This is a genomic window from Xanthomonas sacchari (assembly GCF_024266585.1).
GTDB classification, from domain to species: domain Bacteria; phylum Pseudomonadota; class Gammaproteobacteria; order Xanthomonadales; family Xanthomonadaceae; genus Xanthomonas_A; species Xanthomonas_A sacchari_C.
The window spans coordinates 2,234,742-2,258,519 of record NZ_CP100647.1; the positions used below are offsets into that span (position 1 = coordinate 2,234,742).

At 71.2% G+C, this 23,778-nt stretch carries 18 protein-coding genes, 1 tRNA gene and 1 pseudogene; 6 read left to right on the forward strand and 14 right to left on the reverse strand.

Annotated features, from left to right (window positions below; all coding sequences use genetic code 11):
- Positions 1 to 20 precede the first annotated feature (20 nt).
- The 5 genes from NKJ47_RS09100 to NKJ47_RS09120 form a co-directional block, all read right to left on the reverse strand.
- Complete coding sequence (locus NKJ47_RS09100; protein WP_254461127.1) at positions 21 to 668, reverse strand: response regulator; 648 nt, start codon at positions 666 to 668, stop codon at positions 21 to 23.
- A 112-nt stretch (positions 669 to 780) separates the two neighbouring features.
- Positions 781 to 1,500 carry a sensor histidine kinase gene (locus NKJ47_RS09105; RefSeq protein ID WP_254461128.1) on the reverse strand — a complete coding sequence of 240 codons (720 nt, stop codon included), beginning with the start codon at positions 1,498 to 1,500 and terminating at the stop codon, positions 781 to 783.
- Positions 1,497 to 4,733 (reverse strand): serine/threonine-protein kinase, encoded by a 3,237-nt coding sequence (locus NKJ47_RS09110; protein WP_254461129.1) that lies wholly within the window; start codon positions 4,731 to 4,733, stop codon positions 1,497 to 1,499. Before NKJ47_RS09110 ends, NKJ47_RS09105 begins: the two co-directional genes overlap by 4 nt.
- A complete protein-coding gene (locus NKJ47_RS09115) occupies positions 4,730 to 5,575 on the reverse strand; it encodes an FHA domain-containing protein (protein ID WP_254461130.1) in 846 nt (281 codons plus the stop codon). Before NKJ47_RS09115 ends, NKJ47_RS09110 begins: the two co-directional genes overlap by 4 nt.
- 46 nt (positions 5,576 to 5,621) lie before the next feature.
- Positions 5,622 to 6,473: a DUF6689 family protein gene (locus tag NKJ47_RS09120; protein ID WP_429002509.1), complete on the reverse strand. Its 852-nt coding sequence runs from the start codon at positions 6,471 to 6,473 to the stop codon at positions 5,622 to 5,624.
- A 231-nt stretch (positions 6,474 to 6,704) separates the two neighbouring features.
- On the opposite strand from NKJ47_RS09120, the gene NKJ47_RS09125 reads away from it, so the two are divergent.
- The 3 genes from NKJ47_RS09125 (at position 6,705) to NKJ47_RS09135 (ending at position 12,823) form a co-directional block, all read left to right on the forward strand.
- Positions 6,705 to 8,108: a S8 family serine peptidase gene (locus NKJ47_RS09125; protein WP_254461132.1), complete on the forward strand. Its 1,404-nt coding sequence runs from the start codon at positions 6,705 to 6,707 to the stop codon at positions 8,106 to 8,108.
- Positions 8,109 to 9,008: 900 nt separating this feature from the next.
- Positions 9,009 to 11,486 carry a S8 family serine peptidase gene (locus tag NKJ47_RS09130; RefSeq protein WP_254461133.1) on the forward strand — a complete coding sequence of 826 codons (2,478 nt, stop codon included), beginning with the start codon at positions 9,009 to 9,011 and terminating at the stop codon, positions 11,484 to 11,486.
- A 413-nt stretch (positions 11,487 to 11,899) separates the two neighbouring features.
- Positions 11,900 to 12,823, forward strand: a complete 924-nt coding sequence (locus NKJ47_RS09135; protein WP_254458495.1) for an IS110 family transposase — start codon at positions 11,900 to 11,902, stop codon at positions 12,821 to 12,823.
- 104 nt (positions 12,824 to 12,927) lie between these two features.
- On the opposite strand, the gene NKJ47_RS09140 is transcribed toward NKJ47_RS09135, so the two are convergent.
- The 5 genes from NKJ47_RS09140 to NKJ47_RS09160 form a co-directional block, all read right to left on the reverse strand.
- Positions 12,928 to 13,926 (reverse strand): biotin/lipoyl-binding protein, encoded by a 999-nt coding sequence (locus NKJ47_RS09140; protein WP_254461134.1) that lies wholly within the window; start codon positions 13,924 to 13,926, stop codon positions 12,928 to 12,930.
- Positions 13,927 to 13,934: 8 nt separating this feature from the next.
- Entirely contained in the window at positions 13,935 to 14,141 is a 207-nt protein-coding gene (locus tag NKJ47_RS09145) for a DUF1656 domain-containing protein (protein ID WP_254461135.1), read from the reverse strand.
- Positions 14,125 to 16,293: an FUSC family protein gene (locus tag NKJ47_RS09150; RefSeq protein ID WP_254461136.1), complete on the reverse strand. Its 2,169-nt coding sequence runs from the start codon at positions 16,291 to 16,293 to the stop codon at positions 14,125 to 14,127. Before NKJ47_RS09150 ends, NKJ47_RS09145 begins: the two co-directional genes overlap by 17 nt.
- Positions 16,290 to 16,787 carry a MarR family winged helix-turn-helix transcriptional regulator gene (locus tag NKJ47_RS09155; RefSeq protein WP_254461137.1) on the reverse strand — a complete coding sequence of 166 codons (498 nt, stop codon included), beginning with the start codon at positions 16,785 to 16,787 and terminating at the stop codon, positions 16,290 to 16,292. The genes NKJ47_RS09150 and NKJ47_RS09155 overlap by 4 nt, the downstream gene beginning before the upstream one ends.
- Positions 16,788 to 17,071: 284 nt before the next feature.
- Entirely contained in the window at positions 17,072 to 17,548 is a 477-nt protein-coding gene (locus tag NKJ47_RS09160) for an LEA type 2 family protein (protein ID WP_254461138.1), read from the reverse strand.
- 683 nt (positions 17,549 to 18,231) lie between these two features.
- On the opposite strand from NKJ47_RS09160, the gene NKJ47_RS09165 reads away from it, so the two are divergent.
- The 3 genes from NKJ47_RS09165 to NKJ47_RS09175 all read left to right on the forward strand — a co-directional run bounded on the left by NKJ47_RS09165 (position 18,232) and on the right by NKJ47_RS09175 (position 19,575).
- Positions 18,232 to 18,307: transfer RNA gene (locus NKJ47_RS09165), tRNA-Phe, on the forward strand.
- A 347-nt stretch (positions 18,308 to 18,654) separates the two neighbouring features.
- Complete coding sequence (locus NKJ47_RS09170; protein WP_254461139.1) at positions 18,655 to 18,933, forward strand: hypothetical protein; 279 nt, start codon at positions 18,655 to 18,657, stop codon at positions 18,931 to 18,933.
- 96 nt (positions 18,934 to 19,029) lie between these two features.
- Entirely contained in the window at positions 19,030 to 19,575 is a 546-nt protein-coding gene (locus NKJ47_RS09175) for a lipocalin family protein (RefSeq protein ID WP_254461140.1), read from the forward strand.
- 205 nt (positions 19,576 to 19,780) lie between these two features.
- Here the strand turns inward: NKJ47_RS09175 and NKJ47_RS09180 are convergent.
- The 4 genes and pseudogenes from NKJ47_RS09180 to queG form a co-directional block, all read right to left on the reverse strand.
- Positions 19,781 to 20,726 (reverse strand): annotated as a pseudogene (locus NKJ47_RS09180) (IS481 family transposase).
- A gap of 126 nt (positions 20,727 to 20,852) precedes the next feature.
- Complete coding sequence (locus NKJ47_RS09185; protein ID WP_254461141.1) at positions 20,853 to 21,242, reverse strand: hypothetical protein; 390 nt, start codon at positions 21,240 to 21,242, stop codon at positions 20,853 to 20,855.
- A 30-nt stretch (positions 21,243 to 21,272) separates the two neighbouring features.
- Entirely contained in the window at positions 21,273 to 22,613 is a 1,341-nt protein-coding gene (gene xseA, locus NKJ47_RS09190) for an exodeoxyribonuclease VII large subunit (protein WP_254461142.1), read from the reverse strand.
- Positions 22,614 to 22,639: 26 nt separating this feature from the next.
- Entirely contained in the window at positions 22,640 to 23,767 is a 1,128-nt protein-coding gene (gene queG, locus NKJ47_RS09195; protein ID WP_254461143.1) for a tRNA epoxyqueuosine(34) reductase QueG, read from the reverse strand.
- Between the last annotated feature and the right edge of the window lie 11 nt (positions 23,768 to 23,778).

Consider the following 23,778-nt stretch of genomic DNA (forward strand, 5'->3'; position numbering starts at 1 on the left):
GCGCGGGCGCGCGGCGCGGTTCAGTCAAGCAGGCCGTGGCGGACCGCGTAGCGCACCAGTTCGGCGGTATTGCGCATGCCCAGCTTGTTGAGCACGCGGAAACGGTGGTTCTCGGCGGTCTTGACGCTGATCTGCAGCACCCGCGCGATCTCCTTGGTGGTGCGGCCTTCCACGATCAGGTGGAACACCTCGCGTTCGCGCGCGGTCAGGCTGCGGTAGGGGTCCTGCGGCAGCGCCTGCGGCTGCTGCATCTGCGTCACCAGCGCTTGCGCGGCCTGCGGCGAGAAGTGGCCGCGGCCGGCGTGCAGGTTGCGCACCGCGGCGATCAGGTCGGCGCTGGCGCTGTCCTTGAGCAGGTAGCCGGAGGCGCCGGCGCGCACCGCGTGCAGCACGTACTCGTGTTCCTCGTGCATGGTCAGCACCAGGATCCGCGCCAGCGGCACGGTCTCGCACAGCCGCCGGACCACGTCGATGCCGTTGAGCCGCGGCATGGAGATGTCCACGATCGCCACGTCCGGGCGGGTCGCCTCGGCCTTGGCCAGCGCCTCGATGCCGTCGGCGGCCTGCGCCACCACCTGGATGCCGGCGACGGCGTCGAGCACGGCGACCAGGCTTTCGCGCACCAGGGTGTGGTCGTCGGCGATGAGGACACGGATCGGCGCGGTCATGCCGGTCCGCTCCCGTGGCGTTGGCCGGGGGCGGCGGGAGGCCGCCGTCGCGGGGCCGGTCGCGGCGTGTGCAGCGCCGCGCGGGCGTCGGAATGGGGCAGGGCGGGCGCGTTCAATCGGCCTCCAGCGGAACCCGGATCTGCACGCAGCAGCCCTCGCCCGGGGACGATTGCAGGCGCAGGCTGCCGCCGCTCAGGCGCAGGCGTTCGCGCAGGCCGCTCAGGCCGCTGCCGCCGGCGGTCAGCGCCCGCTGCGGATCGCAGCCGCGGCCGTCGTCGAGCACCTGCAGGTGCGCCCAGCCGTCGCGGGCGACCAGCCGCAACAGCACCGATTGCGCGCCCGAGTGCTTCAGCGCATTGGTCAGCGCCTCCTGCGCGCTGCGGAACAGCAGGGTCTGCAGCGCTTCGTCCAGCGCCGGCAGCGGCCCGATCTCCACCGCCACCGGGGTGGCGCCGGCGGCGGACTGGCTGCGGCCCAGCCAGCCGAGCGCGGCCTCCAGTCCCAGGTCGTCGAGAATCGGCGGGCGCAGCAGCCGCGACATCTGCCGGGTGTCCTCCAGCGCCTGCGTGCACAGGTGGATGGCGTCCTCCAGCGGCGCGCGCAGTGCCGCATCGGCGCCGCCGAGCGCCGCGCCGAGCTGCGCCAGCCGGTGCTTGAGCACGGTCAGGTTCTGGCCGACGCCATCGTGCAGCTCGCGCGCCAGGCGCCGGCGCTCGTCCTCCTGGACCTTGACCACGGCGCGGCCGAGGCGGCGGAACTCGCGTTCGTTGGCTTCCAGGCGCTGCAGCAGCAGGCGGTAGCGTTCGGCGGCGGTCGCGGCGGCCTCGCTCATGGGGTGGTTCCTGCGCGCGCGACATCGGAACCGCTGGCGGCCTGCGCGGCGGCGCGGCGGGCACGTTGCGCGGCATCGGCGTCGCCGAGCGCCTGCAGGCGCTGCGCGGCCTGGGTGTGCAGCGCCGCGGCGAACAGCGGAGTGCCGCGCAGCAGCAGGGCCTGCGCCTGCGCGTAGCGCGCCGCCACCTGGTCGGCCGCGCCATAGCGCAGCGCCTGCTGCAGAAAGCGCAGGCGCAGCCCGGCATTGCCCAGGCGCGCGACCTCGCCCTCCAGCGCGGCCAGGGCGGGTTCGTCGTGCGCCGCCTGCACCTGCACCTGCAGCTGCAGCAGGCGGGTGCCGCTGGCGCGCGCCAGCGCCTCGGCCTGGCGCAGCGCGGTGGCGGCCGCGGCGCTGTCGCCGTCGCGTTCGGCCAGTTGCGCCTGCAGCAGCGCGGCGCTGGCGCGCTGTTCGCTGGACACCGAGGCGGGCGCCTGCCGCTGCACCTGCTGCAGCGCCAGCCGTGCCTGCGCGCGGTCGTCCAGCGCCAGCCACACTTGCGCGCGCAGCAGGGCGATGTCGGTCTGGCCGCGCTGGTCGCGGCTCTGCTGGAACAGCCGTTGCGCCTGGTCCAGTTCGGTCAGCGCCACCCCGCGCTGGCCTTGCCAGAACGCCAGTTCGGCCAGGTTGCGCCGGCTCACCGCCACCTCCTCGAGCATCTGGTGGCGCTCGGCCTCGCGCAGCGCCTGGGTCAGCAGGGTCTGCGCCTGCGTCCAGTGGCCGCGCGCGGTGGCCAGCAGGCCGAGATTCTGCGCGGTGCGCACGCGGCCGGTGGCGTCGTTGAGGTCGTCATAGGCGCGCGCGGCCTGTTCCCAGAACGCCTGGGCGCTGTCCAGGTCGCCCAACTGGAAATGCGCGAAACCGATGTTGTTGAGGGTCTCGGCCACGCCGAGCGCATCGCCGAGCGCGCGCCAGGCCGACAGCGCGCCGCGGAACGCTTGCAGCGCCTGCGGGTAGTCGCCGCGCTCCTCGGCCAGCAGGCCGAGTTCGTTGGCGGCCGCGGCCTGGCCGTTGCGGTCGCCCAGCTCGGTGTACAGCGCCTGCGCCTGGCGCAGGTGCTGTTCGGCCTCGGCGAAGGCGCCGCCGATGCTGAGGGTGCCGGCCAGGTTGCGCAGGCTGGTGGCGACGCCGCGGCGATTGCCGACCTGCCGGCGCAGCTCCACGGCGCGCAGGTACTGCGCCTGCGCCTGCTGCGCCAGACCGAGGCGGCCGTAGCCCACGCCCAGTGCGTTCACCGTCTCCGCTTCGCCATAGAGGTCGCGCCCGCGGCGGAACAGCAGCTGCGCGCGCAGCAGGTCGTCGTCCACCGCGGTGGCGGCGTTGCCGCTGAGGATCGCCAGCTTGCCCAGCGCCAGCCACAGCCGCGGATCGTCGGGATCGCGCTGCGCCAGCGCGCGCAACCGGCCGCGCGCCGTGTCCAGGTGGCCGGCCTGCGCCTGGATGCGCGCGTACTGCAGTTGCACCACGCTGTCGTCGGGCCGGGCCGTGGCCAGCGCCTGCCAGGCGCGGTCGGCGGCGGCGAGATCGTCTTCGGCTTCCAGGCGCAGCGCCGCCAGCAGCGCCAGGGTGCGCGGCCGCGCCGGCGCTGCGGGCACGGGCGCGCTCAACGCCTCGTGTGCCTTCTGTTCCTCGCCGATGGCCTGCGCCGCCACCACCTCGGCCAGGCGCAGCGGCGCGGAGTGCGGGGCCTGCGCGCTGGCCGCGGCGAACTGCTGCAGCGCCTGCGCGCTGTCGTCGTGCTGCTGCGCCGCCAGGCCGCGCGCGTAGGCCTGCAGCGCGGCGGGCGCGGGGAGGTCGTCGGGCAGGGCGGTGCCATCGCGAAGCAGTGCCCTGGACGCGATCGGCAACCAGGCGGCATAGGCCGCGGCCGGATCGGCGGCGACCGGCCCGTCCAGGCGTTGCGGCGCGCCGCTGGCCGGAGACAGCAGCGCCTGCAGGCGCCAGCCGGCGCCCTGGCGTTGCAGGCTCGGCTGCAGCACGCGTTGCGCCGAGGCGAGCCGGCGCAGCGCCGCCACGTCCAGCGGCGCCTGGCCAGTGGGGTCGTACTGGCGCAGCGCCTGGCGGGTGCGTTCGTCGTCGACCACGGTCAGCGTTTCGCCGAGGCTGCCGCGCAGCCAGGCGCCGAGCGCCAGGCGTTGTTCGGCGCTGGCCGGATCGCCGGCCAGCGGAAGGACCAGCAGGCGCGGCAGCGGTTGCACCGCGGCCACCGGCGGCGGCGTGCTGGCGCGTTGCGCGTGCCATTGCCAGGCGCCGGCGCCGAGCAGGGCGGCGCCGGCCAGGGTTGCGGCCAGGCCCAGCCCGATCCGGCGCCAACGCCGGCGATCGCGCGGCAGTTGCCGCCGCTCGATCGCCGCGATCACCTCGCCGGCGTGCTGCAGCCGGTCGCGCGGCTGCGGGCGCAGCAGCCGCTGCAGCAGCCGCACCAGCCAGGCCGGCACGTCGGCGCGCAGCCGGTCCACCGGCGGCGGCTCGCGCAGCATGCGTTGGGCCAGGGTCTCGGACAGGGTGCCGCCGGCGAACGGCACCTGCCCGGCGAGCATTTCGTACAGGATCAGGCCCAGCGTATAGAGGTCGCTGCGCGGGTCGAGCGGATCGCCGCGCGCCTGTTCCGGCGACAGGTAGGCGGGCGTGCCGATGACATTGCCGAGGGTCGCGCCGAGGCCGCTGCTGGCCATCGAACAGGCCACCCCGAAGTCGCTGATCAGCGCATCGCCGCCGCGCTGCAGCAGGATGTTGGCCGGCTTCAGGTCGCGGTGCACGACGCCGCGCGCATGCGCCGCCTGCAGGCCGCGGGCGATGTCGCCGGCGATGCGCAGGGCGCTGTCCAGGTCCAGCCGTTCCTCGCGCTGCAGCCGCGCCTCCAGCGACTCGCCATCCACGTAGTCCATGCTGATCAGCCAGCGCCCGGCGTGTTCGGCCAGGTCGTGGATCCGCACCACGTGCGGGCTGGAGACCTGCCGCGCCAGCAGCAGTTCCTGGCGGAAGCGCGCGAACGCCTGCGGCCGCTGCGCCAGTTCCGGGCGCAGCAGCTTGACCGCCACATCGATGCCCAGCGCCTGGTCGTGGGCCAGGTACACCAGGCCCATGCCGCCGATGCCGAGCAGGCGCTCGATGCGGAAGCGGCCGGCCAGCACGTCGCCCGTGGCCAGGCTTTCCTGCGCGTACAGGCCGGTGGACGTGGCGGCGTCGCTCATGCCGGCCCGGGTTCCGCGCCGGCGTCGCGCAGCGCCTGGCGCGCGGCGATCCACAGCGCCGCGCGCTCGCAGAAGGCCTCGAGCAACTGCATGTCCAGCGCGCCGATGGCGCTGCCGGCGCGGCGGCTGTCGGCATAGATCGCACCGATCACGCGCGCGCCGTCGCGTAGCGGCAGGCACAGCACGGTGCGCAGGTCGGCGGCGCAGACCGAGGCGCGCTCGGCCAGCCACGGCACGCCGCCGACGTCGTGGGCCACGGTGGCCTGGCCGTGGCGCAGGGCGCGCTGCAGGGCTCCTTCGCTGCCGGCCAGACCGCGCTGCAGCGGCAGCGGCCCGGTGCCGTGGCTGGCCGCGACGCGCTGGCCCTGGGGCTCGGCCAGGACCAGCACGCCGCGTTCGGCCTGGGCCAGTTCGACCACCGCCTCCAGGCTGGCGCCGAGCAGGTCGTCAAGTCCGCCGAGCTGGGCCAGGCGCTGGGTGAGTGCGGTGGCGCGGTCGCAGCGGGCGCGCTGGCGGTGTTCGGCCAGTTCGGCATCGGCCGCGCTGAGCGGAGCGAACTCGGCGTAGATATCGCCGAAGCGCAGCCAGGTCGCCGTCTCCAGCGCGATCGGCGCGGCCACGCGCACCCCGTCGCGGAAGCTGCCGTTCTTGCTGCCCAGGTCGTGCAACTGCCAGTGGCCGTCGGCCTGTGGCTGCAGTTGCGCGTGCCAGCGCGACACGGAGGGGTGTTGCAGCGCCAGCGCGTTGTCCGCGGCACGGCCGATCGCCAGGGTCTGCCCGGCGGCGAGCAGCAGCGTCGGTGCCGGCGCGTCGGGCAGGTAGGCGGTCAGGCGCGCGGGCATTGCGGGATGTCCTCCGTCGCGGCGCGCGTGGCCGGTCCAGCCGCGCTCAAGGCGCGTAGAGACGTTGGTAGTCGATGGAGAAGCGTAGCGTCGCGGCGCCGGCCAGCAGTTCGCCTGCGGGATTGCCCACGCTCATGCCGGCGTGCCAGGTCTGCGCGATGCCTTGGCCGGCGCGCGCCGACACCTGCTCGCGGAACCCGTCCAGCGCCACCGTGGCGGCGCTGTAGTCGGTGTGGGCCAGTGCGCTCTGCACGCTGTCCAGCAGGGGCGTCAGCGGCGCCGCCTCGCTGGCGGGCAACTGTGCCACCAGCGCCCGCAGGCGGCTCAGCTTGGTGGCCACCACGTTGGCGGTCGGGCGCAGGTCGTGGAGCACGATGAACTGCGAGAAGCCGCCGGTGGTGCCGCGGGCGCGGACGCTGCCGGGGGCGATCTCGTCGGTGATGTCGCGGAAATCGCCGCCCTCCGGTGCCTTGAACAGGCGCAGGGTGCTGCCGGCGGTGTAGGTCAGCGCATGCGTGTGCAGTTCGACATGCACGATCCGCCGGAACGACAGGCCGCCGCTCGGCGGCGGCGTCACCGTGATCAACAGCGGCAGCTGCGACGGCACCTGGCCGGCCTGCGCGTCGGGCAGGCGCGGCAGCAGCGCGGTGACCTGGGCCGGGCTCAGCAGTTCCGCGCTCAGGCCCAGATTGCCCGGGCTGAGGTCGCTGACGCTGTCGAACTCCAGCGTCAGCTCCGCCAGCGGGTGCGGGCCGGCGCCGATCGCCGCCGTCGCCACATTGCCGCTCACGTCCACCTGCACCGGCAGCGGTTGCGCGGCGAGCCCGCCGGACGCCGCCACGGCGCAGAGCAGCAAGCAAACTCTTGCGAACATCGTGTGCATCTGAAAAGTGTGCATCTGAAACCCCCTGTTGCATGTGCCGACGCCGCGCACCGCAGCCGCGTCCCGCCCGGCACCGCGGCGCGGCAGCTGCCTTCGTCCCGATCATACCGATCCGTTCGCGCGATGCACGCGGTCCTGGGTGTTTCCACTCATACCCACTAGGGGCGATCCCGGATAGGCGCCGCCGCGCCGCCGGTTCAGTCTGCAGTCACCCACCCGTCATGGGCCACCAACCGGAGATTCCAGATGTCCATCCGTCGTCCCGCACTCGCCATCGGCATCTGCGCCGTCCTCGCCAGCGGCGTCTTCGCCGGCGGCAAGGCCGAAGCCGCCGCACACCTGGACAGCCTGCTGGAGTCCAAACTGGCCAACGCGCCGCTGACCGACGAGCTGCAGATCGTCATCACCTACAAGCAGTCCAAGCCGGTCTCGGCGGCGCAGCTGACGGTCCTGCACGACCTGGGCATCACCCGTGGCGTCAGCATGCAGACCCTGCCGATCGCCGGTGCGCTGGCCACGCCGGAAGAGATCCTGGCGCTGGCCGAGCGCGACGATGTCGCCTCGATCTACTACAACGCGCCGCTGCGCTATTTCAACCAGGAGGCCCGCGAGGCCACCGGCGTCAACCGCGCGCAAAGCCATCCGGGCGATTTCGGCCGCACCGTGCCGTTCACCGGCCGCGGCGTCGGCGTGCTGATCAACGACTCGGGCATCGACGCTACCCATCGCGACCTCGCCTATGGCGACCGCGTGGTGCAGAACGTGCTGGCCAACACCAACCTCCACAATCTGGATTCCATGCTGCCGGTCACCTACCTGGAGGGCGTGCCGAACACCGACGCCGGCTCCGGCCACGGCACCCACTGCGCCGGCACGGTCGGCGGCAACGGCGCCCAGTCCGGCGGCACCTACCGCGGCGTGGCGACCGGCGCCAGCCTGGTCGGCTACGGTTCCAGCGGCGTGCTGCTGATCCTGGACGCGGTCGGCGGCCTGGATTACGCGGCCTCGCACCAGCACAGCTTCAAGGATCCGATCCGCGTCACCAGCAATTCCTGGGGCACGTCCGGCAAGTTCGACCCGGCGGACCCGGTCAACGTGGCGACCTACGAACTGTACAAGCGCGGCATCGTCAGCGTGTTCGCCGCCGGCAACGACGGTCCCAAGGAAGACACCCACAATCCGTACGCGCAGGCGCCGTGGGTGATCTCGGTCGCCGCCGGCAACAAGGACGGCACCCTGGCCGACTTCTCCTCGCGTGGCAAGGCCGGCGAGCGCGACACCTTCACCACCGCCGACGGCAAGACCTGGACCCACATCAACGAGCCCAGCATCACCGCGCCGGGCGTGGACATCATCTCCACCCGTGCCTCCACCGGCCTGTTGCCGCCGCTGGCGGCGCAGAAGGATGCCAAGCTGATCGCGCCGACCCAGTTGCCGTTCTACACCACCATGAGCGGCACCTCGATGGCCACGCCGCACGTGGCCGGCGTGGTGGCGCTGCTGCTGGAGGCGAACCCGAACCTGACCCCGGACCAGGTCAAGGACCTGATCGAACGCACCGCGACCAAGATGCCTGGACGCGCCTCCTGGGAAGTCGGCGGCGGTTATCTCAACGCCTACTCGGCGCTGCTCGAGGCCAGCAAGAAGTAATCCGGGCCGGGCGGACGCCGACGTCCGCCCGCGCTACAGCGCAAACGCAACCGCGCGTGATGCCTGCGCTTGCGCTGTAGTCGGTGCGCCGTCCTTGGCCGACGGCGTGCAGCTCCACCCGCATGACCGGCGTCGTCGACGCCCTCGCGGCTGCCTTCGATCACGCTGTCGGCATGGGGCAGCGCAATCGGCCGGTCGCCGCGGTCCCACCGTGCTGGGGCGTGCGGGGTTCCAGCGTTCCCGGAATGGCGTTCGGGAATCGGTGGGGCCCCGCACGTCCCGCATTCTCGTTTCCGCCGCGCCGCGCCGCGCCGCATGCCCCGGACCGGCCGGTCGCCGCCGGATCCGGTCTTTCTCGCATGTCGATCACCGCTGCCCGGAACGCGCGCTGTTCCGGTACCGTTCGCGGTATTCGCTGGATCACGCGCCGTGACCCTGCCGCAGGCAGCCGAGCGCCACCGCTCGCGTGCAAGGGCAGGCACGCCGTCGTTCATGTCATGGCCGCTTGCACCTGCGCAACGGGATGGACGAACAGCGTCCGCTCTCGCCAACGCTGTCGCGTCGCCGAAGCCAACGTTGTCATCGGCGCGTCGTAGCGTGGCGACACGGCGTCGTGGCCACGTGCCATGCCGCGCGTGGACCGACGCAGCGTGCGCCGGCGTCTCCTGGCGTGCGCTGGCGGACCTGCGCCAGGGGGCAGTCTCGACCATGCGGGGTGCCTGAGATGCCGTTGCGTGCCGCCGGTGTTCGGTGGCCGCGTCGTCTTGATGGTCGGGCACGCCCGACTGAGTGTTTCCACCCGGTCGTGCTGGGTGCGATGCCGGATTGGCCGCGTATCGGGATGGCCGGCACGCTTCGGCCACCGCCCGTTACGGGCCTCGACGATCCGGGGATTTTGCAATGTCCATTCGCCGTCCCATTCTTGCCATCGGCATCTGCGCCGTGCTTGCCGGCGCTACATTCGCCGGCGACGCCCTGGCCGCCGCCCATCTGGACCAGTTGCTGGAGGCCAAGCTCGCCGGCGCGCCGGCCAGCGACGAACTGCAGATCGTGATCACCTACGACCAGTCCGGGCCGGTCTCCGCCTCGCAGCTCACCGCGCTGCACGCGCTGGGCATCACCCGCGGGATCACCATGCGCACGCTGCCGATCGCCGGCGCGCTGGCCACGCCGGCGGAGATCCGCGCGCTGGCGCAACGCGACGACGTCGCCTCGATCTACTACAACGCGCCGCTGCGCTACTTCAACAAGGAAGCGCGCGAGCTGACCGGCGTGGACCGCGCGCAGGGCAATCCCGGCGATTTCGGCCGCGCGCTGCCGTACAGCGGCCGCGGCGTCGGGGTGATGATCAACGACTCGGGCATCGATGCCACCCATCGCGATCTGGCCTACGGCACCCGCGTCGTGCAGAACGTGCTGGGCACCACCAACCTGGCCAACGTCGATGCGATGCTGCCGATCACCTATGTGGAGGGCGTGCCCAATACCGACCTCGGCTCCGGCCATGGCACGCATTGCGCCGGCACGGTCGGCGGCACCGGCGCCCAGTCCAACGGCGACTACCGCGGCGTGGCGACCGGCGCCAGCCTGGTCGGCTACGGATCCGGCGCGGTGCTGCTGATCCTGGACGCGGTCGGCGGCCTGGACTACGCGGCCACGCATCAGTTCAGCTTCAAGGATCCGATCCGCGTCACCAGCAACTCTTGGGGCTCGTCCGGCAAGTTCGATCCGCAGAACCCGGTCAACGTCGCCACCTACGCGTTGTACAAGCGCGGCATCGTCAGCGTGTTCGCCGCCGGCAACGACGGCCCCGACGAGGACACCCACAACCCGTACGCGCAGGCGCCGTGGGTGATTTCGGTGGCCGCCGGCGAGAAGGACGGCACGCTGGCCGACTTCTCCTCGCGCGGCAAGCGCGGCGAGAGCGGCAGCTTCACCATGGCCGACGGCAAGACCTGGACCTATCTGAACGAGCCGACGATCACCGCGCCCGGCGTGGACATCGTCTCCACCCGCGATTCCACCGGCGCGCTGCCGCCGCTGGCCGCGGAGAAGGACAGCAAGCTGATCGCGCCGGCCCAGCTGCCCTTCTACACCACGATGAGCGGCACCTCGATGGCCACGCCGCACGTGGCCGGCATCGTCGCGCTGCTGCTGGAGGCCAATCCGGACCTGACCCCGGACCAGGTCAAGGACCTGCTCGAACGCACCGCCACCAACATCCCCGGCCGCACCTACTGGGAGGCCGGCGCCGGTTACGTGAACGCCTATGCCGCGCTGCTGGAAGCCAGCAAGCAGCGCAGCGGCTTCGGCAAGACGGTCAATGCGCTGCATCCGTTCAACAGCAACGCGCTGGTGCTGCCCGGTGGCAGCCAGCCGTTCGAGGTGCAATTCTCGCCGGTGGGCACGCCGCAGACCCAGGCGTTCACCGTCGGCAAGGACGTCGCCTGGGTCAGCGCCAAGGCCACCATCGACGCCAACACCCAGGCGCTGGTGCTGACCGATCCGGACGGCGTCAGCCACGGCTCGCCGATCGCGCTGCCGCTGCTGGGCAGCACGGTCAGCGTCGGGGCGCCGGGCAAGCCGGGCACCTGGACCATCAGCGTGCGCGGCATCGGATCGATCGGCGGCGTGCAGGTGGCGCCCAAGGGCAGCAACGGCGTGGCGGCCCCGGGCACGGTGCGCGGCACCCTGAGCTTCCTGCTGAGCGGCGGCTACACCGGTCTCAACGACGTGGCCAGCGGCGATCGCGATCGCGGCGCGGTCGAGTACGCGGTCGCCAACCGCCTGATGGACGGCTATGCCGATGGCCTGTTCCGCCCGCAGAATCCGCTCAAGCGCTCGGAGTTGGCGCGCTATCTGGTGATGGGCGCCGGCGTGCGCCAGGCATTGCCGGCCACGCCCAGCTTCAGCGGGCTCGGCCGCAACGATCCGGCCTATCCGTTCGCCGAGGCCGCGGTGGGCAAGGGCGGGGTGCTGCGCGACCTGCAGCAGAACCAGGCGGCGGTGATGGGGCTGGTCGCAGGCGATTTCCGTCCCAACGATACCGTCAGCAAGCTGCAGCTGGCGTACTCGCTGGTGCAGGCGCTGGGTCTGCAGACGCAGGCGCTGGCCTTCGACGGCACGCTGTCGGTCAGCTACAACAACCAGCGCCTGCCGATCGAGGACGTGGCGGCGATCCCGAGCAATCTGCGCGGTTACGTGCAGCTGGCGCTGGATGCCGGCATCCTCAACGCGCGCTTCGCGGTGACCCAGGGGCCGCAGGACCTGTCGCCGACCCTGCATGCGTACTTCGATCCCGGCAGCGCGGTGTCGCGCAGCGGCTATGCGGTGATCGCCGGGCGCTTCCTCGGGGTCAATCGGCAGGCCAAGGACTGAGGGCCACGGTCAACGCAACGACGCCATGCGCGCAGGTGCAACGCCTGCGCCATGGACCGGTGCCGCACTGCAGGCGCTCGGCACCGGCATCCTAGTAACACGCTGTTTCTAAGGCTTCGCGGGTTCCGTCGTTGCGACCCGTAGGAGCGGCTTCAGCCGCGACGGTTTACCGGGGCGCCCGTCGCGGCCGAAGCCGCTTGTGTCAAATGAGGGTCTATCGTTATAGGTGAGAGCGGAGTGCGGCAGGCCGTTTAGCCGCAGTGCCAGCAAGCACGAGTAGGAGTCAGCGCCGCCGCACCCCGTATCTCCTGCCTCATCAGCCCGAACAGTTGCCCGAGTCGCGAGCTCGAACTCCACAAGCATGGGCATCGGCAGGAGTGCTCTCGTTCCTGAGTCTACTGCGGAGAACGTCTATGCGGCGCTATGTCGGGATCGATGTATCCAAGGCCGAACTGGTCATTCATGTCCTGCCGGACGAGCAGGCCTGGACCCAACCCAATACGCCACAGGGGCAGCGTGCGCTGGCCCAACGCCTGGCGGCGCTGGGCTGCGAGCGGATCGTGCTGGAAGCCAGTGGCGGCTACGAACATGCCGTGCTGCAGGTACTCCGAGAGGCGGACCTGCCGGCAGTGCGGATGGCCGCCGATCGTCCGCGCAAGCTAGCCCAAGCCTTGGGCCTGCAGGCCAAGACCGACGCCCTGGACGCGCGCCTGCTGGCCATCGCCGCCCAGCACATCCCGGCCACGCCCACGACCGTGGTGCCCGAGCATCTTCAGTCCCTGCGCGAACTGCTGGACCTACGCGCCACCCTGGTGGGCCAGCGCGATGCCCATCGGCGGCGCCTGGAGCACATCACCAGCGCCAAGGTGCAACGCCGCTGCCGAGAGGTGGTCGCCCTGCTGAACCAGCAGATCCAGACATTGACGCAGGAGATCGAGCAGCAGGGCAAGACCTGCTCGAGCTTGCCCAAGGTGCCTGGGCTCGGCACGATCCTGCGCGCGGTCCTGGCCGCGCGGTTGCCAGAGCTGGGCACGCTGCCGCCACGCAAGCTCGCCGCCCTGGTCGGGCTGGCCCCGTTCAATCACGACAGCGGCTGCTGGAAAGGCCAACGTCGCATCAAAGGCGGCCGTGCCGACGTGCGAGGCGTGCTGTACATGGCCACCTGGGCCAGCATCCGCGCCAAATCCCCCTTGGCCAACACCTACGCGCGCTTGCGCGCGGCCGGCAAGCCGGCCAAGGTCGCCATCGTCGCCTGCATGCACAAGTTCCTGCGCTGGCTCAATGCCATCGCGCGCGATCAGGCACCGTACGCCCCTCCGGTTATCGCTGGGGCATGACAGTTGACTCCTACGGGACGCGTCCTGGCGATAGTAGCGGTGCCCTGAAGCCGCGCTTGCACACGCGGCTTCCCTGATCATGGGAAGCCCACATGGGCGCCGCATCAGTCCTGCCGCGGATGCACGCTGACCGTGGCGGTCATGCCGGCAGCGAGCAGGGTGCCCTGCGGCACGCTGGCCGGGTCGATGCGGATGCGCACCGGCACGCGCTGCGCCAGGCGGATCCAGTTGAAGGTGGGGCTGACGTCGGCCAGCAGCGAGCTGCCGGTGGGGTTGTCGCTGTCGGCGATGCCGCGGGCGATGCCCTCGACCTGGCCGTGCAGCATCACGCCACCGCTCATCAGGCGGATGTCGGCGCGGTCGCCGACATGGACGCGCGGCAGCTTGGTCTCCTCGAAGTAGCCGTAGATCCACATCGCGTCGTCGCGTACCAGCGCCAGGCGGGCGCCGCCGGCCTGGGCGTAGTCGCCCACGCGTACGTCCAGATTGGTGATGTAGCCGTCGGCGGTGGCGCGGACCTGGGTGCGCTGCAGATCCAGCTCGGCCAGGTCGAGCGCGGCCTGCGCCTGCTCCACGGTGGCCACCGCCTGCGCCTGCGCCGCGGTGGCTTGCCCGCGCAGTGCAGCGCTGCGGTGCACGTCGGCCTGGGCCGAACGCGCGGTGGCTTCGGCGTCCGAGCGCGCTTCGGCCGAGATCACCGCCGCGGCGCGCGCGCGCCGCTCGGCCTGGGCGCGCCGCATCTGGAACTCGGCTTCGCTGGCCGCCTGGGTGGCCGCCGCCGCCGACAGACTGGCGCCGGCCGCGCGTGCCTGCGCCTGCGCGACCGCGAGGTTGGCGCGGGCCTTCTCCAGGGCCAGTTCGTAGCGCTTGCGGTCCACGCTGAACAACAGGTCGCCGCGCTTGACGTGCTGGTTGTCGCGCACCGCCACCGCATCGACCAGGCCGGAGACGTCCGGCGCGATCCGCACCACTTCCGCGCGAACGCGGCCGTCGCGGGTCCAGGGCGAGAGCATGTAATGGCGCCACAGCGCATGCGCCAGCAGGGCGGCGACCAGCACCACGATGGCGGTCAGGGCGAAACGGATCAGGGCAGGGGTCTTCATGGCAGGACTCAGGGAAGAAGAAGCAGGCCGAGCGCGGCGAACGCGCCCACGTAGAGGGCCAGACGGAACAGGGCCGGATGCCAGGCGTAGCGGTACAGGCCGGCGCGGCCGGCGACCGCGTCCAGCGCCCAGGCGACCAGCAGCAGGGCGGCCGCCACCAGCAGCAGGCCGGGCACATAGACGCCGGCGATCGACACTTCAGCGGGCAGCTGCATCGCTGGCTCCTGATGACGTAGGGGAAGGGGCGGAGTCGCCGGCGAGGGCGGCGAGGACGGAGTCGGCGTCGAGCAATGCGCTGCGTACCAGGTGCAGATGTTCGCGGGTCGGTTTCCAGCGCAGCGGCACCTCGCCGTTCGGGCAACTGGCCGCCAGCGCGGCCTCGACGCGCTGCAGCGCCACGCGATGCCGCTCCGGCGATGGCGTCTGATACAACTGGGCCATGGCCTGCACCACCGCATCCACCGCCGACGCCAGCTCCGCCGGCAGCGCGCCGGCGTCGGCATCGTGGCGCAGATCGACCAGGACGCGGCAGGTCTCGTGCACCGCGAGCGCCCAGCCGAGCAATTCGCGCATTTCGTCGCTGTCGGCCGGCGTGTGCGCCACGATCTGCTGGAACAGGTCGCGATTGACGCTCTCCAACTGCAACGCCAGTCCCGGCAACGGCGCGCGCGCCGCCAGCACCGTCTGCCGCCGCAACCGCTCCAGCAGGCGCCGGCGCTGCCACGGGGTGCCGATCACCGGCGGCAGGAGGACGAACGCGGCCCACACGGCCAGCGACCCCAACAACGTCGGCATCACGTTGTTGAAGGTGGCGCTGGCGTTGAAGGTGGGCGTGGCCTGCACGCCCAGGACCGTGATGAAGGCGAGATTGCCGCCGGTGGCGAAGCCGAACAGCGCTGGTTTCGAGGCCAGATACAGGAGCAGCAGCAGGAACGGCGCCGTGCCCGCCACGAACAGCAAGTACCCGTCCATCTGCGGCAGCACCATCAGTTGGCAGACCACGCCAAGGGACAGGCCGAACACGAAGCCTTTGAACAGCGAGCGAGCGGCGCTGGGCGCGTTGGCGCTGGACGACAGGATAGCGTTGAGCGCCGCGGCCATCAGCACCGCGGTGGAGCCGCTGACCCAGCCGGCGTTGAGCCACAGCCAGCAGAGCGACGCCACCAGCAGGGCCGCCCGCAACGCGGTCAGCGCCGCCGCCGCGTAGTCGTTGCCGCGCACGAACACGGCGGTGTCGCCACGGTCCTGCGGCGTGCGCCATTGCTGCGGCGCGGCCAGGGTCGCCTCGGTCGCCATGTAGTCGTGCAGATCGGCGAAGAAACGCCGCAACAGCGAGACCCCGGTGTCGAAGCTCTCGTGCTGTGCCGCGGCCAACGGTGCACGCGCTTCGGCCGCACGCGCCGCCAGCGCATCGCGGCAGGCGGCCAGCTTGCGCGCCGTCACGGCGGCCCCCTCGCGCCCGCCGCGGTCGCTGAGCGCGGTCTTGAGCGGCCGGTACAGGCCGATCAGTGCCTCGGCCACGTCGGCAGCGCCATTGCGCAGCAACCGGTTGATGTAATGGTGCAGCGCCTGGAAGCTGGTCGACACCGCCATGAAACGCTGGTTGAGCAGGCGCAGCCGCCCGCTGCGCGCGCGCGCTTCCGGATCCTCGAACACCACCGAACTGCGCAGGTCCTCGATGGTCACCGCGTCGCGCACGAAGCGCAGGTGCGCCTGCTCCATCGCCTTGCGCGGCAACTGCCCGCCGGTGGCGTCGCGGACGAAGTCCAGGAAGCCGTCGGAGGCGCGGCGCACGGTGTCGCGCAGGGTCTGGCGCAGCCGGCTGGGAAACACCACGTCGCTGACGATGCCGGTCACCAGCAGCCCCAGCAGCACCTCGGTCACCCGCGCCACCACCAGGTTGAACACGTTCTGCGGCTGGTTCACCGCCGGCAGCGCGATCAGCGCCACGGTGTAGCCGGACAACACGAAGGCGTAGGCCTTGAAGTTGCGGTACAGCAGCGCACCGCCGGTGCAGGCGCCGATCCACAGCGACAGTGCCAGCAGGAACAGGACCGGCTCCTGCGGGAACAGCGCCGCCATGGTCAGCGCCGCGACGCTGCCGATCAGCGTGCCCAGCACCCGATAGAACGCCTTCGCGAAGACCATGCCGGTCTGCCGGTGCATCACCACCACCACGGTGATCATCGCGGTCATCGGCGAGGCCAGATCCAGGCGCAGCGCGATCCACCCGGCCAGATAGATCGACAGCAGGGAGCGCAGCACGAACAGCCAGGCCTCGCCTTCGCCGCGCAAGGCATCGGTCAGCAGCGTGCGCAGGCCCGGCGCGGTCTCGGCGGGCACGGGATTGGGCCGGGGCGCGCTCATGCGGCGTCCTCGACGCCGCGCAGCAAGGCCTTCAGCAGCGTCTGCAACTGCGCCATCGCCGCCGGATCCAGATGCTGGACATAGGCGTCGAGCTGGGCGCACAGGGCCGGGATCAACGCTTCGATCAGGCGCTCGCCTGCGTCGGTCAGGCGCAGCAACAGCATGCGCCGGTCCTCGGCGCTGGGCGTGCGCTGGATCAGTCCCTTGTCGACCAGTTGCGTGGTGAGGCGGGTGATGTTGGCGGACTTCTCGCCGGCCGCGTCGCTGAGCTGGGACGGATTCAAGGTCCCGTCCGCGCTGGCGTCGATCATCATCAAGACGTTGTATTCGGCATAGGTCAGGCCGTAGGGCCGCAGCACCTCGTTGCTCTGGTCCAGGCTCAGCTTGTGCAGCAGCTTGATCAGCCGCAGCAGCAGCGCCGCTTCGCGCGGGAAGGGCGGATGCTTGCGCGCGGTCACGTCCAGGCGCTGCTCGGTGGCGGCAAAGCGACTCATGGCCGGCTCGGGTTCTTGTACATATGTAGATAATACATTTATGTATTAATTTTACGGTAATGCTGGCTGAACGCGGTCGGCGCCGGGGACGCAGATGTGAACAGCGCACGCGCGGGCGGGCCTGCGCCGACGCGGTGGCGCGCTAGCGTGCCGAGGGGCAGGTCGAGGAGGCGCCTGCGTCCGGTGAAGCGCAGGTCGATGCGCAGGCGCGCGCTGCGCCCCGAGGGTCGGGGCGTCGTGTTAGAGCAAGCGGAGCAGGGGGGCGCTTCAGCGCCACCGCATGGTCAGCGCAGCACGCCGTCCAGACCGGGCGCCGGCGAGAGCATGTTGCGGGTGTCGATGTCGAAGCTGCGCTGCTTCTTGTCTTCCGGGGTCGCGGCGATGCTGCCCTTGAGGGTGTACTCCAGGCTGCGGCGGCCGGCCAGGGCGTCGGCAACGACCAGGCGCGCGCTGGAGCTGGGCCGCAGCGCGACGCTCACCACGTCCGCCGTCTCCGGGCCGATCGAGATGCCGGGGGCGGCCTGCAGGCTGCCGGCCGCTTCGCCCCCCACGCCCAGGTCCAGGCGCAGGGTGTCGTAGCGCATCGGAATGCTGCTGTAATTCTGCAGGCGCAGTTCCACCTTCCAGCTGCCGTCCATGTTGACCGTCAGCTGCTGCACGCTGGCGGCCGGGTCGGATACGCGCCGCACGATGCCGTCGCTGCAGGCGCCGAGCAGGGCGGTGCACAACACGAGCAAACCGAGGCGGAGCGGGTGACGCATGAGCGGAATCCACAGAAGGGAAGACCGGCGAAGACTACACCACGGCCCTGCATGCCGTGGTGGCGCGGCGCTGGCGGAACCGGCGGGGGCGGACCCGTGCGCCGTGGCGTGTTGGCGGCATGGTCGCCGCCGCCGCGGGTGCCACCGCGAGGCGACGGGCGACGGGCGGCGGAGGCGCCCGCCCCGTCGCCCCGGCCTGGCGCCGAGCGCGCCCCTCATCGGCATGCGACGCCTGGCTGCGCGATGGCGCCGTCTGCCGATGGTCCGATCCATCGGCAGCCCTTCAGGTCGCCAGGCGGTCGGTCTATAGGCGCGCCATTAGGCCGGGCTGTTGTTCCGCCAGCGTCGCCGATCCTCCTCCATCCTTCCCGAGGCCAGGCCACCCACCGGCCACGCGCGCCCGAACGTGCCCGAAAGTGTTCGGAATGCATGGGGCAACATCGTGCTGCTCCAGCGCCTGGGGAGCGTCCTCGGCGTTCCGGCCGGCCGCCATCGCCAAGGCGTCCCTGCCATGCGCCGGCCGGATGCCGAGGACACGGACAGCATCGTGCCGGCCCGGGGACGGTGGCAGTCGGCGCACGCCGCGTCGGTCCGTAGGAAAATTCTGCAACATTGCGCTTGCCCAATCCCGATCACCTCGCTATGATGCGCGTCCTCGCACCGGCACTGCCGCGTTGCGCAGTGGCCGAGTAGCTCAGTTGGTAGAGCAGGGGATTGAAAATCCCCGTGTCGGCGGTTCGATTCCGTCCTCGGCCACCATTCTTTCAGGGCTTGCAGCAATGCAAGCCCTTTTCTTTTGCCCCTGCGTTTCGCGGCCCCTGTGGAGCGTTTATGTCGCGGGGCTGGCTGGTCGAGCCTGCCATGCGACGAGTCACGGCCGTCGCCATCCGGCATCCGTGCCGATCCCCGGCGCTATGCAGACTTCCGCATGCGTGCCGCTACCCCGCCCCGTGCGATGGCGACCGCCTGCGCCGATCGCGTGTGAAGAAGGTGTGTCCACGTCGGTAGACAAGTGCAGCCGGTTCGCGGCTTTTCGGTAGATCCAGCTCAATCAAAGGCATTGCCTGTCGTAATCATAGGGACGGGCAATCGGGGAGGACCTGCCAATGACCAGCGGATTCGGATGGCGCTGCGGCAGCGTGGCGCTGCTGTGGGCCATGGCCGGCCATGGCGTGGCCGCCCCCGTCGACGGCGGCGAGCATGCGGGCGAACAGGGCAGCCCCGGTGCCGACGCGCCCTATATCGAGCAGGTCGGTGCCGAGTGCGTGCTGGTCAATACGTATCTGCAGCGACGCGACGGGGTGGTCGAACGCGTGGTGCTGCGCGAGCCGGTGCAATGCGCCAGCCGGTCCGATCCGCAGGCCATGGCCGATCTCAGCCAATGAGCCGCGGTGCCATCGCCGTGGGCGTATGCCGCGGCGCTTTACATCGCTGCGCAGCTCCTGCATAAGCTGCTGCTTCCCGTCCGTCGGAACCTGCGCATGCGCCTTTCGCCGATCGCGCTGCTGTTGTTGGCATGCCTGCTGTGCCTCGCACCGCCACTGCGTGCCGCGCAGCCGGTGAGTTCGGTCGCCGAGTTCGATCTCGGCCGCTACGCCGGGCAGTGGCACGAGATCGCGCACCTGCCGGTTTCCTTCCAGAAGAAATGCGTCGGCGACGTCACCGCGGCCTATGTGCTGCGCGACGACGGCCAGATCGGTGTGCGCAACGCCTGCCGCACCGCCGGCGGCGACCTGCTGGCGGCCGAGGGCGTGGCACGGCGGGTGGAAGGCCATCCCGGGCGGCTGCAGGTGCGCTTCGTGCCGGACTGGCTGGGGTGGGTGCCGTTTGTATGGGCCGACTACTGGGTGATCGCGCTGGATCCGGACTATCAATGGGCGCTGATCGGCGAGCCTGGGCGCAAGTACCTGTGGGTGCTGTCGCGTTCGCCGCGCATGCAGCGCAGCGTGTTCGAGGCGATCAAGGCCAAGGCGGTGGCGATGGGGTACGACCTCGATCCGCTGCTGGTGATCGCGCCGCTGGATTGAATCCAGCGCCGCCGCAGGGCGCCTGTGCGTGCAGGCCCAGTGCCGCACGGGCGATGGGCCCTGACGACCGTGCGTTGGCCGGGCAGTCCCGGACGTTGCATGGCAGCTTGGGCGAGAAACTGCCGCTTCTGCCGGCGATCGCCGGTGCTCCAGAACGCCACGCGTGATGGTATCTGCCAGCGCAATGCGGACGTCAGCACAGCACCTAGCTGTGTAAACCCAGTACGTTGTTCAGCGGGATTCTGGAGATAGGGGGCAGGTAGCCGAGGCTGGCGTGGGGCCTGTGCCAGTTGTAGTGATTGCAGCCAGGGTGCGAGGGCGCGGGCGCGTTGCTCGGAGGTGTCATAGCTGCGCGCATAAGCCCATTCGCGCAGGCTGGTTTGGACCAGACGCTCGGCCTTGCCGTTGGTGCGCGGGGTGTAGGGCCGGGTGCGCAGATGGCGCATGCCAAGGCGACGGAGCAGTCGGCGGAAGGCGCCGGAGCGATAGCAGGCGCCATTGTCGGTGAGCACGCGCTGGAAGCGCACGCCCAAGGCACGGTAGTAGCGAAGCGCCCGAAGAAGGGCTTTGCAGGCGCTCATTCCGCGTTCGTCCGGCTCGATGGAGCCGAAGGCCACGCGCGAGTGGTCGTCGATGGCAAGGTGGACGTACTCCCAGCCGATGCCGTCGGAGTTGACCTGGCGATTGCCGGTGACCCGATGACCGGGCTGGCGGAAGCGCGCTAGCTTCTTGATATCCAGATGCAGCAACTGGCCGGGGCTGGCGTATTCGTAGCGACTCTCCGGTGGGGCCGGCGCAAGTTCGGCCAACCGATGCAGGCCGGCACGACGCAACAGCCGGGCGACGGTACTGGGTGCCACGCAGAGCTGCTGGGCAATCTGGCGGTAGGTCTGCCGTGAGCGGCGTTGTTCCACGACCTGAGCGAGGATGGCCGACGGCGTGGCATGGGGGCAGCTGTGTGGGCGGGAGGTGCGGTCGTTCAACCCCTGCGCGCCTTCTTCCTTAAACCGCTTGAGCCATTTGTAGGCCGTCCTCACGCTTACGCCGGCCGCATGGGCGGCATCTTCCACGCGCAGCCCCTGAACAAGGATGCGATCCACGAGCAGGGCTCGACCGCGAGGACTCAAGCGGGCATGTTTATGCAGGTTCATCCGGGGCTCTTGGGGGGTGGTTGGCTTCGTAACCCCCATCTTCCTGAGATGCCCCGGATGAACAACCTACTGAGAGATCACAGCTAGCGGGCCATTGCGTGCGCCAGGCGGCGGAGCCGATCGGGGTCAGTCGGGAAACGCCGCCCGTGCCGCCGCCAGCAGTTGCGCGCTGTCGCCGTCGCGCAGCGTCTGCAGTGCGCTGCGGCCATCGGCCAGACGCATCTCCCGCATCCAGTGCGACAACGCCGCCAGATCGCTGCCGCAGCCGTTCCACGCCACGCAGATGGTTTCGCCGACATTGAGCAGGTCGGCCTGGTTCAGGTGCGCCAGGGTGCCGTCATGCGCCAGCCAGGCGAGCGCGCGTTGCGCGTCTTCCGGTGCGCCGTAGGCGGCGCCGTCGATCAGCGACAGCAGGTCGCTGCTGTCGGCGCGCCGCTCGGCCCGGCGCCGTTCGGCGCGGCGCATGCCCTGCAGGATCGCCTTGATCCTTGCTTCGTGGAGGTTGGCGTCGGTCATGGGCGGCGAGGATGATGCGGGTTGGAAAGGTCACTCTGCGCGCTCGGCGCGCAGGTGCAGTTCGCCGTCGGCCAGGCGCGCGCGCAGGCGGTCGCCGGGCGCGACCTGGGCGGCCGAGCGCACCACGCTGCCGTCGTCGGCGCGGGTCAGGATGCTGTAGCCGCGTGCCACGGTGGCCAGCGGGCTGACCGTCTCCAGGGCGCGCGCCAGCGCGCGCAGGCGCTGCGCATCGGCCTGCAGTTGCCGCGCCATCGCCGCCTGCGGGCGCCGGCCCAACGCCAGCAGGCGTACCCGCAGCAGTGCCAGCCGTCGTTGCGGTTGCGCGGCGCGCAGCACCGCGGCGGCATGGCGCAGCTGCGCCTGGCGGCGTTCCTGCTGTTGCCGCCACGCCGCCGCCAACCGCCGTCCGATCTCGTGCTGGCGGCGCTGCAGCAATTGCAGGCGTGCCTGCGGACTCTGCGCCTGCAGACGCAGCAGGGCGCGATCGGCGCGTTGCTGGGCCTGGCGCAGTCGATGCTGCTGCCAGCGCAACAGCGCCGCGTGCTGGGCGCGCAGGCGTGCGCCGAGATCGCGCTGGTCCGGGACCAGCAATTCGGCGGCGACCGACGGCGTCGGCGCACGCAGGTCGGCAGCGAAATCGGCCAGGGTCACGTCGGTCTCGTGGCCGACCGCCGACACCACCGGGGTGACCGCGGCGGCGATGGTGCGCGCCAGCCGCTCGTCGTTGAACGCCCACAGGTCTTCCAGCGAGCCGCCGCCGCGGGTCAGCAGGATCGCGTCGTAGCGGCCGCTGGCGTCGGCCTGGCGCAGCAAAGCGGCGATCTGCGCCGCGGCGCTGTCGCCCTGGACCAGGCTCGGCAGGATGTCCACCTGCAGCAGCGGCATGCGCCGGCCGAGCACGCTCAGCACGTCGCGCACGGCGGCGCCGCTGGGCGAGGTGATGACCGCCAGGCGGCGCACGAAGCCGGGCAGGGCGCGCTTGCGTTCGCTGGCGAACAGGCCTTCGGCAGCGAGCCTGGCCTTGAGTTCCTCGAACGCGCGGCGCAAGGCGCCTTCGCCGGCTTCTTCCAGGTGGTCCAGCACCAACTGGTAGTCGCCGCGCGCCTCGTACAGGGTCAGGCGCCCGCGCGCCAGCACCCGCAGGCCTTCGCGCGGCACGAACCGCAGCCATTGGCTCTTGGGCTTGAACATCGCGCAGCGCACCTGCGCGCGGGCGTCCTTCAGGGTGAAGTACAGATGGCCGGAGGACGGGCGCGTGACGTTGCCCAGTTCGCCTTCCACCCAGGCCAGCGGAAACGTGCTTTCCAGCAGGTCGCGGGCCAGCGTGTTGAGCTGGCTGGGGCTGAGGATCTGGTCGGCGCGATCGGACATGCGGGCAGTGCAGGGCGTACGGGCGCCTATCCTCGCACGTCGGCAGGCGCCGCCGGCCGCGAAGGCACAGTCGGCGTGTGGGCCGACGTGTCCGCATGCCGGGCCAGCGCCCACTGCACGTGTTCGCGCACCAGCGGCGAAGGATGCTGCGCGCGCGCGTCGAGCGCGGCCAGCACCTGCGGCGTGGTCGGCGCGTTGCCCAGCGCCACCGCCAGATTGCGCAGCCAGCGTTCGTGGCCGCTGCGGCGGATCGCGCTGCCTTCGGTGCGGCGCAGGAACTCGTCTTCTTCCCAGGCGAACAACTGCGCCAGCGTGGCCTTGTCCAGGTCGTTGCGGGCGCGGAAGTCCGGTTCGTCGCTGCGCTTGGCGAACTTGTTCCAGGGGCAGATCAGCTGGCAATCGTCGCAGCCGAAGATGCGGTTGCCGATCGCCGGGCGCAGTTCTTCGGGAATCGCGCCGTCGTGCTCGATGGTCAGGTAGGCGATGCAGCGGCGCGCATCGAGCCGGTACGGCGCGACGATCGCCTGGGTCGGGCAGACGTCGATGCAGCGCGTGCAGGTGCCGCAGTGCGCGCTGGCCGGCGGATCGATCGGCAGCGGCAGGTCGACGTAGATCTCGCCGAGGAAGAACCAGGAGCCGCCGTTGCGGTCGATCAGGCAGGTGTGCTTGCCGATCCAGCCCAGGCCGGCATCGCGCGCCAGGGCGCGTTCGAGCACCGGCGCGGAGTCGACAAACACGCGGTGGCCGAACGGGCCGATCTCCCGCTGGATGCGCTCGGCCAGCTTCTGCAGGCGGTTGCGCATCAGCTTGTGGTAATCGCGGCCCAGCGCGTAGCGCGCGACGTAGGCGCGCTCGCCGTCGCGCAGCGTGTCCCAGGCCGAATCGTCGTCGTTGCGGCCGTAGTCCAGCCCGACCGAGATCACCCGCAGCGTGCCCGGAATCAACTCCGCCGGGCGGGAACGCTTGTCGCCGTGCTGCGCCATCCAGTGCATCGTGCCGTACAGGCCCTGTTCCAGCCAGTCGCGCAGATGCGCCTCGTCCTGCTGCAGCTCGATCCCGGCGATGCCGCAGCGCTGGAAGCCGAACGTGCGCGCGAGCGCGCGGATGCGCGCGGCGGCGGCGTGGGGATCGGCGATGGCGAGGCGGGCGGACATCGCGCAAGTAT

Coding starts and splice junctions, on each gene's coding strand:
- NKJ47_RS09130 (WP_254461133.1), top strand. CDS start 9,009: ATGTCCATTCGCCGTCCCATTCTTGCCATCGGCATCTGCGCCGTGCTT.
- NKJ47_RS09125 (WP_254461132.1), top strand. CDS start 6,705: ATGTCCATCCGTCGTCCCGCACTCGCCATCGGCATCTGCGCCGTCCTC.
- NKJ47_RS09115 (WP_254461130.1), bottom strand. CDS start 5,575: ATGCCCGCGCGCCTGACCGCCTACCTGCCCGACGCGCCGGCACCGACG.
- queG (WP_254461143.1), bottom strand. CDS start 23,767: ATGTCCGCCCGCCTCGCCATCGCCGATCCCCACGCCGCCGCCGCGCGC.
- NKJ47_RS09175 (WP_254461140.1), top strand. CDS start 19,030: ATGCGCCTTTCGCCGATCGCGCTGCTGTTGTTGGCATGCCTGCTGTGC.
- xseA (WP_254461142.1), bottom strand. CDS start 22,613: ATGTCCGATCGCGCCGACCAGATCCTCAGCCCCAGCCAGCTCAACACG.
- NKJ47_RS09110 (WP_254461129.1), bottom strand. CDS start 4,733: ATGAGCGACGCCGCCACGTCCACCGGCCTGTACGCGCAGGAAAGCCTG.
- NKJ47_RS09170 (WP_254461139.1), top strand. CDS start 18,655: ATGACCAGCGGATTCGGATGGCGCTGCGGCAGCGTGGCGCTGCTGTGG.
- NKJ47_RS09100 (WP_254461127.1), bottom strand. CDS start 668: ATGACCGCGCCGATCCGTGTCCTCATCGCCGACGACCACACCCTGGTG.
- NKJ47_RS09120 (WP_429002509.1), bottom strand. CDS start 6,473: ATGCACACTTTTCAGATGCACACGATGTTCGCAAGAGTTTGCTTGCTG.
- NKJ47_RS09135 (WP_254458495.1), top strand. CDS start 11,900: ATGCGGCGCTATGTCGGGATCGATGTATCCAAGGCCGAACTGGTCATT.
- NKJ47_RS09185 (WP_254461141.1), bottom strand. CDS start 21,242: ATGACCGACGCCAACCTCCACGAAGCAAGGATCAAGGCGATCCTGCAG.
- NKJ47_RS09145 (WP_254461135.1), bottom strand. CDS start 14,141: ATGCAGCTGCCCGCTGAAGTGTCGATCGCCGGCGTCTATGTGCCCGGC.
- NKJ47_RS09150 (WP_254461136.1), bottom strand. CDS start 16,293: ATGAGCGCGCCCCGGCCCAATCCCGTGCCCGCCGAGACCGCGCCGGGC.
- NKJ47_RS09140 (WP_254461134.1), bottom strand. CDS start 13,926: ATGAAGACCCCTGCCCTGATCCGTTTCGCCCTGACCGCCATCGTGGTG.
- NKJ47_RS09160 (WP_254461138.1), bottom strand. CDS start 17,548: ATGCGTCACCCGCTCCGCCTCGGTTTGCTCGTGTTGTGCACCGCCCTG.
- NKJ47_RS09155 (WP_254461137.1), bottom strand. CDS start 16,787: ATGAGTCGCTTTGCCGCCACCGAGCAGCGCCTGGACGTGACCGCGCGC.
- NKJ47_RS09105 (WP_254461128.1), bottom strand. CDS start 1,500: ATGAGCGAGGCCGCCGCGACCGCCGCCGAACGCTACCGCCTGCTGCTG.